Genomic DNA, 14705 nt, shown 5'->3' with positions numbered 1-14705 from the left:
GATCTCCTAGAAGCTGGGATTTGGCATATCGAAAAATCGAGTGCCGAGCCCGGAAAAAAGAAACTTTATATTGGGAGGTGGGGATGTCGGAGGCGGTATTATCATCCGCACAAGACGTGCCGGAAGACGCGGGCACGATGCGCCGCACGTTGAATTGGACGCACGCGTTCTGGATCGCGTCCGGCACACCGGTGCTTGTATTGTTCTCGATTGGAGCCGTGGCATCAGCGGCCGGAAATATTTCGGCAGGCGTGTGGATCGCGTCGATGTTTATCGGCTTCGTTCAGTGCTTCACGTACGCCGAGATCTCGGGGCTCTTTCCTAAAAAGTCGGGCGGGGCATCCGTTTACGGTGCAATTGCCTGGGTGCCATACGGCAAGATGCTGGGACCGATTTCCGTCTGGGCAAATTGGTTCTCGTGGTCCCCGGTGCTCGCGATCGGCTCCGGCTTGGCTGCGGGCTACGTCCTGAACCTGCTGTTTCCAGCCGATTCTCTGATCAGAACGTGGCAGATCACGCTGTTCGATCTGAGTTTCATCAAGGAAGGCGTCGTGGTTCGGCTCAACGCCACGTTCTTCCTCGGCCTGGCGCTGATGCTCACCGTCTTCATGATCCAGCATCGCGGAATCCTGAAAGCAGCGCGCGTTCAGATGATCGTCGCGATCGCCGTTCTGTTGCCGCTGCTTCTGATCGGCATCGTGCCGCTTCTGACGGGCGACATCCAGACTCAGAACTTCACGCCCTTCGTTCCTCTCGTCCTCGACGCGGCCGGAAAGCCCGTGCACGGGGCTTGGGACATGGTGGGAATGACCACGCTGATGGCCTGCCTTTTGCTCGCGGCTTGGTCCACCTATCCCTTTGAAACGGCCGTTTGCTACGTGAGCGAATTCAAGAACCCGGGTTACGATACGGTTCGAGCGCTCGTCTACTCCGGCCTGCTGTGCATCGCGTTCTACACGCTCGTTCCAGTCGCCTTCCAAGGGTATCTCGGCCTAGACGGCCTCCTCGATCCCGGGATCTACGACGGCACCGGCGTGGGCAAAGTCATGACCCAAATGGTCGGCGCCGGTCCGATGTTGGGCAACGTCATTATCGCGACGCTGACACTTTCGATCTGTCTCGTCGTGATGACGGCAATGGCTGGCTCGTCGCGCACGCTCTACCAGGGCTCCTATGACGGTTGGCTGCCGAAGTACCTGTCGCGCGTCAACAGTCACGGCGCACCGGTGGCGGCGATGTGGACGGATCTCGCGGTCAACGCCGTGCTGCTGTCCATATCGGACTATGTGTTCCTCATCGTCCTTGCGAACACTACCTACATGATCTTCGTGTTCCTCAACCTGCAGGCCGGCTGGCTGCACAGGATTGATCGCCCCAACCAGGAGCGTCCCTACCGCGCACCGACCTGGCTGCTGGCAGTGGGCGCGGTTTGCGGCTTCCTCAATCTTCTTATCATGGGTTGGGGTGCAGACTTCTGGGGCCAGCGCGTGTTGCTGACCAGCTTGCTCATCGTAGCGGGTATCATTCCGATCTTCGCATATCGTCACTACGTGACCGACCGCGGCCAGTTCCCGCGGTGGATGCAGGATGATCTGGAGCAAAATGGTCAGCCCATCCGTCGTCGTGCAGGCATCTTGCCGTACCTGACGCTTCTAGCAGGCGGCCTGACGATCTACGTCGGTCACCTACTGGCCACCTATCACGTTCCTTGAGGTGACATGCCGGGGCGGCGGACCGCCGCCCCGCGCAAGGCCACGAGGCTCAAAAATCGCGACAACCGAAACGGTATTCCCCCTTCACAGGAATGTGCCCTGTGGAGCGACTGGACACCTCGGTCACTGGCCGAGGTGTCCCTTTTGCGTAACGAGCGGTTCGACAAGCTGATACCGGCGTGGCCGACGTCAGCATCCCGGTGAGAAACGGCCGTCACCGGCACGCTGACGCGTTGCACACGATTGCTCTCCACCACACCAAGCTCGCCGGCGTCTTTCGCGCGGCAGCATTTTCGCCGGAAGGTGTGCCGCCCGGCCTTGACCGATAGGGTTGACCGCATCCAAGCGAGCGTTATTGGTAGCGTACGCAAATCGCGCGCCTGAGATGGGTGCAGTCGTTAGTGGAATGTGGCGCACCAGGTCGTTCTCGGCACGCCAATTCTTTTTCGCACCGAGCCGCGCATTTCCGGAAGGTGAAACGATGGATCCCACGGACTGGCGAATCGTGCGCTTAACGCCTCTTCTCGGCGCAGTGTCAGAGGAGGTCGCCCAGTCATTGATCGGCAACCAGTCCGTCGGCGTCTTCAAGAAGGGCGAAACGCTATTCCAACAGGGCGAAGCGGCGGATGCGTTCTTCGTCGTGCTCGGTGGGTGGGTTAAGCTTTATCGTGCAACGCCGGACGGCAACGAAGCGGTCGTAGGTGTCTATCGGCGCGGAGAGACGTTCGCCGAGGCGGCCATGTTTCTGGGCGGCCGCTATCCGGTCAACGCGGAAGTCGTGACGGATGCGCGCCTGCTTCGGGTGGATGGCCGTGTGCTGCGCAGGCGCATCATGGAGCAGCCGGAGCTCTCGCTCTCGATGTTGGCATCGGCGTCATACCATTTGAAGGCGCTCGTAGAGCAGATCGAGCACATCAAACTGCTTTCGGCGCCGCAACGTCTCGCCGATTTTCTCGTCCGCTTGGCGCCGGTGCGCGAGGGTGGCGCCACCATCGAGCTTCCTTACGAGAAGGCGCTGATCGCCAACAGGCTCGGCATGAAGCCCGAAAGCCTGTCACGCGCGCTCGCAAGGCTGCGCCCGCTCGGGGTCAGCGTCGACCGCGAGCATATATCTGTCGTCGATGTGGCGGTGCTCGTGAAATTCGTCGAGCAGGGCGACCGCGGCGAAGAGGGATTCTGACGCGCGCCGCGCACGCTAGTTGACCGCGGTTAAGTGGCGCCCTGGGACAAAAGGCTATCCTGCCACGCAATCAAAGAGGCAGGGAGGCCGAGGTCTCGGCCGCAGTGCGGCCTGCCCGGCGGGCAGCGATGACCATCTCACACGTCCCCCAGTCGCCATCTTCGGCGCCGCCGTCAGCCGCACGCCCGAGTTTCGAGGCGCTATTCTCCTATGGATTCCGGCCGTTTTTTCTAGGCGCGGCCATCCATGCCGTTCTCGTGATGACCCTCTGGATTGCCTGGATCGCTTGGGCCACCGCCGGGTGGACGCAAGACTGGCTGCCCGTGGCCGGATCACCGTATGCTTGGCATGCCCATGAAATGGTATTTGGATTCGCCGCCGCTGCGATCGCAGGCTTTCTTTTGACAGCAGTGCCCAACTGGACCGGCGCCCTTCCGCTATCCGGCCTGCCGCTCGCAGTCGTGTTCGTTGCTTGGCTTGTAGGTCGCGTGGCAATGGGGGCTTCCGCCTTGATGCCGTACCCGCTCGCGGCGGCGCTCGATCTCTTGTTTTTACCCACCCTCGGCGGAGTCGCCGCGCGCCAGCTCTTCGCACGTTCCACGCTACGCAATCTCGTCTTTCTCGGCCTCGTCGCCGGCATGACGGTCTGCAATGGTCTCTTTCATCTCGGAAACGGCGGCTACATCGACGTCGATCCGCTAGCCGCGACCCGGGCCGCCATGCTGATCGTCATAGTCATGATCGCTATCATCGGCGGCCGCATCATCCCGGCCTTCACCCACAACTGGCTAAACGGAAAGCGCCCGCCCTTGCCCATGCCCCAGCGCATTCCCTGGCTGGACAGGAGCGCGCTCGCATCTCTCGTCGTGTTTGCCGTGTTTGAAGCGAGCGGCGTGTCCGGCATGCTCTTAGGCACGGTTGCGTTGTGCGCCGCCGTTGCAAACGGCGCGCGTCTCGCGCTCTGGCGTGGCATTGCCACGCGCTCCGAACCGATCGTTTGGATTCTGCACATCGCCTATGCCTGGATCGTCCTGGCGCTGGCGCTCGCGGCGTTGGCCTCGTTCGGCGGCGGGGTTCCCTTACCCCTCGTTTCGCATGCGTTCGGCACGGGCGCGATCGGCACCATGATCCTTGCCATCATGAGCCGCGCCTCCCTCGGCCACACCGGCCGGCGCATCGTAGCGTCGCGCGCCATCGTCGTTGCCTATCACCTCGTCACGCTCTCGGCGGTGTTGCGAATTGGAGGCCCACTCCTCGCCCCTGAGTATGCTGCACCTCTGCTCGCCGCGGCGGGCCTGGCCTGGATCGGCGCATTTCTTCTTTTTGCGATCGTCTATGCGCCGATCCTGACAACGCCCCGGGTTCACACAAAGCTAGCGCATTGATGATGCCAGTGCGTCGGCGCCCGTCGTGCCCGCCCACAGCGACACCGAAATCTCTCCACCGCTTGCCTTTCGTCAAGAGCCACCCGGAAGCTTCGCGCCACACTCCGCTTCCAGGACTCTCGGCGGGAGGCAACGAGCAATGCGCGAAGTCATGACGAAAGCCATGGCCCGAAACATTTTCTATGGCGGGTCGCTGTTCTTCATTCTGATTTTCGTCGGGCTGACAGCCCACAGCCACTACTACATCGTCACCAAATCGACCGCGGCCATGCCGCTCACGGAGAGCGTCGCACGCGGTAAGCGCGTGTGGGAGGTCAATGCGTGCATCAACTGCCACACGATACATGGCGAAGGCGCCTATTTCGCACCCGAAGTCGGAAACGTCATGACGCGATGGGGCGTGCTCAATTCGCCCGATGACGCGTTCCAGGCGCTCAAGGGGTGGATCGAAGCCCAGCCGACCGGCATTCCCGGTCGCCGGCAGATGCCGCGCTTCCACCTGTCCGACGAGGACATCCGCGCGCTCTCCGATTTCCTGATCTGGGCCGACAAGAGCGACACACAAGGCTGGCCGCCGAAAGATTCCGGCTGACGCGGATGCACGGGAGCACAATGCAATGAAATATCAGACACAGAAGATCGCCCTCGCCTACTTCGTCACGGCACTGGGGCTGTTTATCGTGCAGGTCTCCGGCGGGCTACTGGCCGGCTGGATCTATATCTTTCCGAATACCCTGTCGGACGTGCTGCCGTTCAACATCGTGCGCATGTTGCACACCAACGCGCTCATCGTGTGGCTCTTGATCGGCTTCTTCGGCGCCGCGTACTTCATCATACCTGAGGAGGCGGAACGCGAGATCCACTCACCGAAGATCGCGTACTGGCAGCTCGCAATACTGGTCGTGGGCACGCTCGGGGCTGTCGTCACGTACGTGTTCGACCTGTTCCACGGCAATATCCTGCTCGGCAAGGATGGCCGCGAGTTTCTTGAGCAGCCGCTCTGGGTGAAAATAGGCATCGTCGTAGCGGCCCTGATGTTCCTCTACAATGTCTCGATGACGGTCCTCGCCGGCAAGAAGACGGCCATCACCAGTGTGCTGCTCATTGGACTTTGGGGCCTCGCACTCCTGTTTCTCTTCGCCTTCTACAATCCCCACAACCTCAGCGTCGACAAGATGTACTGGTGGTACGTCGTCCACCTCTGGGTCGAGGGCGTCTGGGAACTGATCATGGCGTCGATCCTCGCCTATCTCATGCTGAAGCTAACAGGCGTGGATCGCGAGATTGTCGAGAAGTGGCTGTACGTCATCGTCGGCACGGCACTCTTCTCCGGCATTCTCGGCACCGGACACCACTACTACTGGATCGGCACACCCGGTTACTGGCAGTGGATCGGCTCGATCTTCTCCTCGTTCGAGGTCGTTCCCTTCTTCCTGATGATGGCGTTCAGCTTCGTCATGGTCTGGAAGGGGCGGCGCGAGCATCCCAACAAGGCCGCGTTGCTTTGGTCGCTCGGCTGCACGACGCTCGCGTTCTTCGGCGCAGGCGTGTGGGGCTTCATGCACACGCTGCATGGGGTAAATTTCTATAGTCACGGCACGCAGATCACGGCTGCCCACGGGCATCTCGCGTTCTTCGGCGCCTACGTGTCGCTCAATCTCGCCATCTTCACCTACGCGTTCCCGATGCTGAGGAACCGCGATCCCTACAATCAGGTGCTCAACATGGTGAGCTTCTGGCTGATGGCGGGCGGCATGTGCTTCATGACCTTCGTGCTGACCTTCGCCGGCATCATCCAGACGCACCTGCAGCGTGTCATGGGTCAGTACTACATGGAGGTGCAGGACCAGATCATGCTGTTCCACTACATGCGCTTCGGCGCAGGTCTCGCGGTGGTGCTTGGCGCGTTCCTATTCGTATTCGCCATCCTGGCGCCGCGCCGGGAGATCATCGACGCCGGCCCCGCAACGAACCAACTGTCGCCGGCGGAGTGAAGCACCATGCAAGCCGTTCAACTCCCGGAGAAGGGAACAGCGCTTCCCTTCTACCTCCCGCAAGGCGACGAATGCGACGTCTTCCGGGCCGCGTACCGCAACCAGATGCCGCTCTTGCTCAAAGGGCCGACCGGTTGCGGAAAGACCCGCTTCGTGGCGCACATGGCCGCCGTTCTCGGTCGTCCGCTCTACACGGTGGCCTGCCACGACGACCTCTCTGCCGCCGACTTGATCGGACGCTTCCTTCTTAAAGGTGGCGAGACCGAATGGATCGATGGACCGCTGACGCGCGCGGTGCGCGAAGGCGCCATTTGCTATCTCGATGAAGTCGTCGAGGCCCGCAAGGACGTGGCGGTGGTCCTGCATCCGCTGACCGACGACCGGCGCATGCTGCCGATCGAGCGTACGGGTGAGGTGCTGGAGGCGGGTCCGCAATTCATGCTCGTCGCCTCCTACAATCCCGGCTACCAGAACATCCTGAAGACGCTTAAGCCATCCACCAGACAGCGCTTCCTCGCCGTCGACTTCGATTTCCCGGCGCCCGATCGCGAGGTGGAGATCGTCGTTCGGGAAAGCGGGCTCGCAAAGGAACGCGTCGCATCCCTTGTCAGGCTCTCCGGCAAACTGCGGGCGCTCAAGGGACAGGACCTGGAGGAAGGCGTATCGACACGCCTCATCGTCTACTGCGCGAGTCTGATCCAAGGCGGCATGCCGATCGAGCGGGCCGTTCAGGCGGCGTTGATCGAGCCGCTCACCGACGACGCGGACATCAAGCGAGGCCTCAGCGATCTCGTCGCGACGGTCTACGGGTGAGCAGTCGGATGGCGCACCTCGAGTTCGAGCCCTGGGAGCCGGAAGAGAGCGTCGGAAAGCTGTGGCATTCCCTCGTCACCCCGCTCGATGCGCCGGGCGCCTTCGAGAACGCGGCCGTGACACTCGAGGAGACGCGCGGGCGCCTCGGCGTACTCTTCCGCGGACTTGGCGGAGCACCTGACGTAGAGATCAAGGTAACGACGCCCGAGATCTCTGCACACCGGCTCTCGTGGCGGCGCGCGCTTGGCCGCAACGCCGAACGCCTCGCAACACCAAGCTTCGACGGCGAGACGCTGCGGCTGCCGGATCGCATTGCGGCGTTCCCCGATCGTGAGGCGAACATCTCTCTCTACTTGTGGCTCGCAGCTTCCGCAGTCTTCGCGCGCGCCCCCGGAATGGAACGCGATCCGCTCATAGCTGATATCCGCACGCTGCAGGCAGCGCAGAGAATGACGCGCGACACGCTCGCAGAATGCCCGGGGCTGCGCAGGATGCACGCCGCACTTACCGTCGAGATGCGTACGCGGCGACCGGAGCGGCACCTGCCTCCCGCCGAAACAGCAATCGAGGCCACTATCCTGCATCTGCTCGGGGCACCACCGCCGAAACAGGATTTTGCGGCGGCCGTCTCGGCGGCGGTGCACGGCCAAGCGGACGATCTTTCGACATTTTCGGCGCCGCGCGGATATCGGCCATTCCTGCCCGTTCTGCTATGGCCGAACTTACGTCCTCTCGCGAACCGTGCCGAAAACCTCCGAGATGAAACGCCCCAAGGCGAGGCCGAAACGCCTCCGAACGCAGAGCAGGGAACGTTCAAGGCCTCGCGCAAACCCTCCGACCAGGCGGCGCGCAAGGATAGTCTCATCCTGCACAAGTTCGAGGCCATCCTGTCCTGGGCCGAGCTTCTGAACATCAACCGCCGCATCGATGATGACGACGAGGAGAACGCTAAGAAGGCCGCTGACGACCAAGACGAGATTAGCCTCGCGCAGGTGCCGCAACGCGCTCGAACGCGCTTGAGGCTGCATCTCGATTTGTCGCCCGAGGAGGCTGAGTTCGAGCGGCTGGCGGGCGTGCACGTCTATCCGGAGTGGGACCACCGCACCAAGGCCTACCTGCCGGACTATTGCCGGGTCCTCTCCGGCGTGGCCAAGCCGTCCCCGGCGCTGGATGTTCGCGAAACGCCCGACAGCGCACGCACGCGACGCCGCATCCGAAGCGTGCGGCGGCAGTTCGAGGCGCTGCGGCCAAAGCGCGTTCAGCTGACGCGCCAGCTCGAAGGGCACGACATCGACATCGCAGCCGCAATCGAGGCACGCGTCGATCTCGCAACGACAGGCGAGCATTCCGACCGCGTCTATCTCGCGACACGCAGCCAAGAGCGCGATCTGGCCGTCTCTATCCTGCTCGACGCCTCGCGCTCCACGGAGACCTACGTGGGGGGGCGACAGGTGATCGACATCGCGCGAGAGGCGCTGGTCGCGCTCGCCTGGGGACTCGATGCTTGCGGTGACGATACGGCCATCGAAGCCTTCTCCTCGCGCCGCCGCGACCGAGTATTCGTTGAAACCTTGAAGGCCTTTGACGAGCCCATGGGCTCCACGGTCGAGGCGCGCATCGCCGGATTGAGGCCAGGACACTACACCCGGCTCGGCACGGCAATACGCCATGTTTCGAATGCACTTTCCGAGCGCCCTCGCCAGCGGCGCCTCCTGCTCGTGCTGACGGACGGCAAGCCCAACGACATCGACCACTACGAAGGCCGGTACGGCATCGAGGACACGCACATGGCCGTGCGTGAGGCGAGACGGCGGGGACAATCGGTTTTCGGCGTCACCATCGACACCAAGTCTCAGGCGACATTCAGCCGGATCTTCGGCCAGGGCGGCTATGTGGTCATTCCCGATCCCGAGAAGCTCGTGGCGGCCTTGCCGCAACTCTATCGTCATCTGGTCAGCGGATGAGCAACGAGGCGAACCCACCGTCCGTCACGAACGGCTCCGATGTGCTCTCCGAGCTTCCGGGCGAACTCATGATGTGGGTTCTCATCGTGAGCGAGCTCCTGGTGTTCGGCGCGGCGCTCATCGCGTGTCTGGCGGTCCGCGCGACCGATCCCACGGCGTTCGCTGCCGATCAGGCTCGGCTCGACCAGACCGCAGCCGCCATCAACACGATAGCGCTGGTAACGAGCGGTCTCTGTGCCGCCGCCGCGGTGCGCGAGCGCGAGGCCGAACGGCGCCGGGTGGCGAGGCTTTGGCTCCTCGCGGCCGGCAGCCTCGGCGTCCTGTTCCTGGTCGTGAAGAGCTTCGAGTATGCCGGCAAGGCGAGCCTGGGGATCGGCATCGAGACCAGCCCTTTCTTCACGTTCTACTATCTGATCACCGGCTTCCACGCGCTGCACGTCGTCGCCGGCGTCCTTCTCCTTGCACTCGTGGCCTGGGCCGACAGCGTACGCAACATGGAAGCGGCCGTCGCCTTCTGGCACATGGTCGATCTGGTGTGGGTCCTGCTGTTTCCCATCATCTATGTCCTGAGGTGACGCCATGCCGGCACGCGATCTTATCGAAGCGTGGGGATCCCTCGTCGCTCTCAGCATTGGAACTGTGCTGATCGCGTCGGTCGACGCCTCGGGGAAGCGCGGAACGCTTGCGGCCGCAGGTGTTCTGACATTGGCCGGCATCAAGGCGCGCGTGATCCTAGCTCGCTACCTCGGTCTTTCCGGCTCGCGCTTCTGGACGCGCACCTTCGACCTCGCGATTGGGATATTCCTCGCACTGGCTTTCGGGCTCTACACGTTCGGCTCAGGGAACTGAGATGTCGGGGCGCCACGGCACACCCCTCGGAAGACGACAGAAGCGCCCACTCCCACGCGGGCTCGTCCTGTTCTGCATTGCGTTGATGGGGCCAGCCTTTGCCATCAATGCCGCCTTCATCGCCATTGCCCTACCGATGATGGCGCCCTACGGCGTCAAGGGGCTGGTGATAGCCGGGCTCATCGGATCGGTGTTCGGGATCTTCCCGGCCCTCTGGCTCGCGCGCCGGATCCATGACGGCATCCAGGATCATTAATCCACAATCCTCGCGCCACTGGCAGCGCAAGCTTCACGGCCGTCTCGAGGCACACGCCAGCAGCGACCGGAGATCGCGCCTTCGGCTCAACGGAGCTCGTAGCAATTCAAGACGATCCGTGGCGTGCGCGTAACATCGTAGAGAGTTCCGCACTGGACGAGATACGTTTCCGTCGGATGGCGAAATAAGATGACTGACGCCCGGTTCTCGAAGGTCCCGGCATAGCCGATGACCTGCCAACCACCCTTCAAAAGGGTTTCGACTGAGATGTTGTCGGCGGCGGCCCCCACCGCGTCTATGGCTGATAGGGCGAGAGCAATGGCTGCAACAAGGGACCGGCTGAGTTGTTTTTCCATGGCATCCTCCAGTCGACACTTTTCGGGCTGTCACCTCGACAATCGAGTGGGCGTCCGCTGGGCGCCTTCCGCTGTTTGATGTAAGCTGGCGTTGCGGACCATTGGAGATGGCAATGGATCAAGATGAGGCTAGGCCGACCGGCCCCGACCTGACACTTGGCATTCCGCTTGATGCGCTCTCGGACGGCAAAATGGTTGCCGGTCATGTGGGCGGCGAGGAGGTCCTCTTAGCTCGGCGGGGAGACGAGATCTTCGCGGTTAGCGCCCATTGCTCGCACTATAGCGGCCCTCTTGCCGAGGGCTTGATGATTGGCGACACGGTCCGGTGTCCTTGGCACCACGCCTGTTTCGATCTGCGCACAGGCGAGGCGCTGGACGCGCCAGCCATCGGCCCGCTCGCATGCTGGTCCGTCGAGCATCGCAACGGGACAATCGTAGTCGGCGACAAACGCGAGCAGCCTCAGCCGAAGCCACGCGGCAAGCCTACAGGTGCGGAGCCGGAGAAGATCGTCATTGTCGGCGGTGGAGCGGCGGGATTCGCAGCCGCCGAAATGTTGCGACGGCAGAAGTACAAGGGGAGCATCGTCATGCTGAGCAGCGACGAAGCTCGGCCCTACGATCGACCGAACCTCTCCAAGGACTACCTCGCGGGTGGTATACCCTTCGATTACGTGCCGTTGCAGCCCGAGAGCTTTTATTCCGACAACGGCATCGATCTGCGCCTGGGCCGAACGGCGGTCGAGATCGACACGCATGCCCGCGAAGTCGTGCTCGCCGGCGGCGACAGGATTCCGTACGACCGGCTGCTGCTTGCGACGGGTGCCGAGCCCGTTCGTCTCACCATCCCGGGAGCCGATCAGCCGCACGTGCGGACACTACGCTCGCTCGCCGACTGTGATGCCATCATCGAACGCGCCAAGGGCGCACGCCGCGTCGTCGTCATTGGGGCAAGTTTCATCGGCCTCGAGGTTGCAGCAGCGCTCCGAGCACGCGAACTCGAGGTCCACGTTGTGGCACCGGACAAGCGGCCGATGGAGCGCGTCCTCGGTCCCGAGATCGGCGAATTCGTTCGCGCGCTACACGAGGAGCACGGCGTTGTCTTCCATCTCGAAGACACCGCAACCGCCATTGACGGCAAGACGGTCAAGCTCAAGAGCGGCGGCACGCTCGAAGCGGATCTCGTGGTCGTTGGCATCGGCGTCCGCCCGCGCCTCGAGCTGGCCGAGAAAGCCGGGCTTAAGCTCGACCGCGGAGTTGTGGTCAACCAATTCCTCGAGACAAGTGCTCCGAAGATCTACGCTGCCGGCGACATCGCGCGCTGGCCGGACCCTCATTCCGGCGAGAGTATCCGCGTTGAGCACTGGGTCGTCGCTGAATGCCAAGGGCAGAATGCAGCGCTCAATATGCTGGGTCTTGGGATTCCCTTCACGGCCGTGCCGTTCTTCTGGAGCCAGCATTACGATGTCCCGATCAACTATGTCGGCCATGCTGAGAAATGGGACGAGATAGCGATCGACGGTGACGTCATGAAGCGGGACTGCTTCCTGCGCTTCATGCGAAATGGACGCGCACTGGCCGTGGCTTCAATCTTCCGCGACCTTGAAAGCCTTAAGGAGGAGGTCGCAATGGAACGTGCCACCGCCTGAGCCACAGCCATCCTTCTCGCGTCTAATTCCCAAACCTGCCGCCAGGATCGGGAAACGGCGGAGATATTCCGAATATTTTCAATGCTGAAACCGGTGGCGACCCCGGCAGGATTTGAACCTGCGACCCCCAGATTAGGAATCTGGTGCTCTATCCAGCTGAGCTACGGGGCCTCGTCGGCCGAACTGACCCTGACCTATCAAGAACCGAGTCGCACTGCAATTTCATAAAGCAAGGCACCGGATTTCCTAAAAGCTGCGAGCTAGCTCTGAGCGCCAGCCTCGATCAGCAGGCCACGGGCCATTTCCGCGAGTTCACGGGGCAATCTCCCGAGCTCGCGATGGCGGGCAACAAGCGTCAGCTTCCGCGAAATCTGGGCGCCCGGCAACGGAGCCGTAATGAAACTCGCCTCAGGAAGCGCCGCTTCACGAATGCAGAGCGGCGTCGTGATCGCAAATCCCAGCCCGCCCGCGACCATCGAGGCCACGCCGAAAGGAGAGTCGAACTCGAACGTTCGCGGCGCTTCGAGCCCGAGACGGCGAATGTGCGCCTCGATCTCGAGACCCGTCTGCGAGCGAGAGCTGAAACGGATCAAGGGCATATCCTGAACGAGCTTGCGCAGCGCCCCCACCGTCCGCGGCGCAGGCGTGGCTGCCGGAAGCATGAGCACATAGGGCTCCCGCGCAAGCTGCCATCGCTCGAGACCGGCCCAGTTCTCGAGATCGTCGACACCAAGAAAAATATCGAGGCGCCGCGTCAGGAGATCGCTTGCGTGCGAGGCAGTGAGCCCTGACAGGATAGCCACTTCATCCGCCCTTGCATCAAGGAACGCCGCAAGCGGCCCGGTCAGGCTCCGCGCGAGGGAATCCACGAGACCGACGCGAATGAGGGGAAGCTTGCCGTGCTCCGTCTCACGCAGCAGCGGACCGATCTGCCGCGCTTCCGCAATCAGGGCGCTCGCCCGCTGCCGCAGCAGTCCGCCGGCGACCGTGACGGCCAGCGGGCGCACGGTCCGGTCGAAGAGATCGAACCCCAGTTTCCGCTCGAGCTCGCCGACGGCCAGCGACACCGCCGGCTGCGTCAGGCCCAGCGCCCGGGCAGCCGAGGACATGGCCCCCGTTTCACAGACAGCCAGAAAGATCTCCAGCGAACGGAGATCGAACGGAAGAGTGGGAGACAGCTCACGCATGACAGCAGTATAAATAACACTTATATGGCCCACAATACCGTTTTCTTTTAGTCATTGAGCGTCAAGTCCGAGGAGCGAGCTAGCCGATGTCAGGCGCCCATTATTCGATCTTCTCAGTCCTTCGCGAAGCCCTGCGCGGCCACACGGGTTGGGGCCCGGCGTGGCGCGACGCGGCGCCTAAGTCAGACTACGACGTCGTGATCGTAGGCGGCGGCGGTCACGGCCTCGCAACGGCCTACTACCTTGCCAAGAACCACGGCCCGCTGAAGATCGCGGTGCTCGAGAAGGGCTGGATCGGCGGCGGCAACGTCGGCCGCAACACCACCATCGTCCGCTCGAACTACCTCCTGCCGGGCAATATCCCGTTCTACGAGCTTTCGATGAAGCTCTGGGAAGGCCTTGAGCAGGACCTCAACTACAACGCCATGGTCAGCCAGCGCGGCGTGTTGAACCTCTATCACTCGGATGCGCAGCGCGACGCCTTCGCACGCCGCGGCAACGCCATGCGGCTGCACGGCGTCGATGCCGAGCTGCTCGATCAGGCCGCCGTCCGCAAGATGGTTCCCTTCCTGAACTTCGAGAACGGCCGCTTTCCGATCCACGGCGGCCTCCTGCAGCGCCGCGGCGGCACGGTTCGTCACGACGCCGTGGCCTGGGGCTACGCACGCGCCGCCGACAAGCTCGGCGTCGACATTATCCAGAATTGCGAAGTGAAGGGCTTCAAGCGCGAGAACGGCCGCATTGTAGGCGTCGAGACATCTCGCGGCTACATCGGCGCGAAGAAAGTGGCCATGGCCGTTGCCGGCAGCTCTTCCCGCGTCGCGGCTATGGCCGATCTCCGTCTTCCCATCGAAAGCCACGTGCTCCAGGCGTTCGTCACCGAATCCATCAAGCCGTTCATCGATGGTGTCGTCACCTTCGGCGCGGGTCACTTCTACATCAGCCAGTCCGACAAGGGCGGCCTCGTGTTCGGCGGTGACCTCGACGGCTACAACAGCTACGCCCAGCGCGGAAACCTCCCGGTCGTCGAGGATGTCTGCGAAGGCGGCATGGCCCTGATGCCACGTATTGGACGCGTCCGCCTGCTGCGCCATTGGGGCGGCATCATGGACATGTCCATGGATGGCAGCCCCATCATCGATACCACGCCCGTACCCGGCCTCTACCTCAACGCGGGCTGGTGCTACGGCGGCTTCAAGGCGACGCCGGCGTCCGGGTTCTGCTTCGCGCATCTGATCGCGCGAGACGAGCCGCATGAGGTGGCGCGTGCTTACCGCCTCGACCGCTTCGCCACTGGCCATGCCATCGACGAAAAGGGCATGGGTCCGCATCCCAATCTGCACTGACGCGCAACCCCAGAGGA

General features: G+C 62.8%; 14 protein-coding genes and 1 tRNA gene. 12 read left to right on the top strand and 3 right to left on the bottom strand.

Annotation, left to right across the window (positions count from 1 at the left end; all coding sequences use genetic code 11):
- Window positions 1-83: 83 nt before the first annotated feature.
- From VHO05_RS13830 to VHO05_RS13785, 10 genes are all read left to right on the top strand, one after another.
- Window positions 84-1712, top strand: coding sequence for an APC family permease (locus tag VHO05_RS13830; protein WP_329647166.1), 1629 nt, complete (start codon window positions 84-86; stop codon window positions 1710-1712).
- 481 nt (window positions 1713-2193) lie between these two features.
- Window positions 2194-2892, top strand: a complete 699-nt coding sequence (locus VHO05_RS13825; protein WP_329647165.1) for a Crp/Fnr family transcriptional regulator — start codon at window positions 2194-2196, stop codon at window positions 2890-2892.
- A 128-nt stretch (window positions 2893-3020) separates the two neighbouring features.
- Window positions 3021-4277, top strand: coding sequence for an NnrS family protein (locus VHO05_RS13820; RefSeq protein WP_329647164.1), 1257 nt, complete (start codon window positions 3021-3023; stop codon window positions 4275-4277).
- Between the two features lie 139 nt (window positions 4278-4416).
- Window positions 4417-4869: a cytochrome c gene (locus tag VHO05_RS13815; RefSeq protein ID WP_329647163.1), complete on the top strand. Its 453-nt coding sequence runs from the start codon at window positions 4417-4419 to the stop codon at window positions 4867-4869.
- A gap of 25 nt (window positions 4870-4894) precedes the next feature.
- On the top strand, window positions 4895-6271 hold the full coding sequence (locus VHO05_RS13810; protein ID WP_329647162.1) for a cbb3-type cytochrome c oxidase subunit I: 1377 nt from the start codon (window positions 4895-4897) through the stop codon (window positions 6269-6271).
- A gap of 6 nt (window positions 6272-6277) precedes the next feature.
- On the top strand, window positions 6278-7084 hold the full coding sequence (locus tag VHO05_RS13805) for a CbbQ/NirQ/NorQ/GpvN family protein (protein WP_329647161.1): 807 nt from the start codon (window positions 6278-6280) through the stop codon (window positions 7082-7084).
- Between the two features lie 8 nt (window positions 7085-7092).
- On the top strand, window positions 7093-9048 hold the full coding sequence (locus tag VHO05_RS13800; RefSeq protein WP_329647160.1) for a nitric oxide reductase activation protein NorD: 1956 nt from the start codon (window positions 7093-7095) through the stop codon (window positions 9046-9048).
- Entirely contained in the window at window positions 9045-9623 is a 579-nt protein-coding gene (locus tag VHO05_RS13795; protein ID WP_329647159.1) for a cytochrome c oxidase subunit 3, read from the top strand. The genes VHO05_RS13800 and VHO05_RS13795 overlap by 4 nt, the downstream gene beginning before the upstream one ends.
- A 4-nt stretch (window positions 9624-9627) precedes the next feature.
- Window positions 9628-9897, top strand: a complete 270-nt coding sequence (locus tag VHO05_RS13790) for a cytochrome C oxidase subunit IV family protein (RefSeq protein WP_329647158.1) — start codon at window positions 9628-9630, stop codon at window positions 9895-9897.
- 1 nt (window position 9898) lies between these two features.
- Window positions 9899-10153: a hypothetical protein gene (locus VHO05_RS13785; RefSeq protein ID WP_329647157.1), complete on the top strand. Its 255-nt coding sequence runs from the start codon at window positions 9899-9901 to the stop codon at window positions 10151-10153.
- An 86-nt stretch (window positions 10154-10239) separates the two neighbouring features.
- Here VHO05_RS13785 and VHO05_RS13780 read toward each other — a convergent pair whose 3' ends face one another.
- Entirely contained in the window at window positions 10240-10509 is a 270-nt protein-coding gene (locus VHO05_RS13780) for a hypothetical protein (RefSeq protein ID WP_329647156.1), read from the bottom strand.
- 113 nt (window positions 10510-10622) lie between these two features.
- Between VHO05_RS13780 and VHO05_RS13775 the strand changes: the two genes are divergently transcribed.
- Complete coding sequence (locus VHO05_RS13775; protein ID WP_329647155.1) at window positions 10623-12155, top strand: FAD-dependent oxidoreductase; 1533 nt, start codon at window positions 10623-10625, stop codon at window positions 12153-12155.
- Window positions 12156-12249: 94 nt separating this feature from the next.
- Here the strand turns inward: VHO05_RS13775 and VHO05_RS13770 are convergent.
- Window positions 12250-12326 (bottom strand) — tRNA-Arg (locus VHO05_RS13770).
- Between the two features lie 89 nt (window positions 12327-12415).
- On the bottom strand, window positions 12416-13342 hold the full coding sequence (locus tag VHO05_RS13765) for a LysR family transcriptional regulator (protein WP_329647154.1): 927 nt from the start codon (window positions 13340-13342) through the stop codon (window positions 12416-12418).
- Window positions 13343-13428: 86 nt separating this feature from the next.
- Between VHO05_RS13765 and VHO05_RS13760 the strand changes: the two genes are divergently transcribed.
- Entirely contained in the window at window positions 13429-14688 is a 1260-nt protein-coding gene (locus tag VHO05_RS13760) for a sarcosine oxidase subunit beta family protein (protein ID WP_329647153.1), read from the top strand.
- The last annotated feature ends 17 nt before the right edge of the window (window positions 14689-14705 follow it).

It is taken from the genome of Hyphomicrobium sp., from assembly GCF_036262015.1.
Lineage (GTDB): Bacteria > Pseudomonadota > Alphaproteobacteria > Rhizobiales > Hyphomicrobiaceae > Hyphomicrobium_C.
The sequence above is the reverse complement of the archived record's forward strand: the minus strand, read 5'-3'. Positions and strand labels throughout refer to the sequence as shown.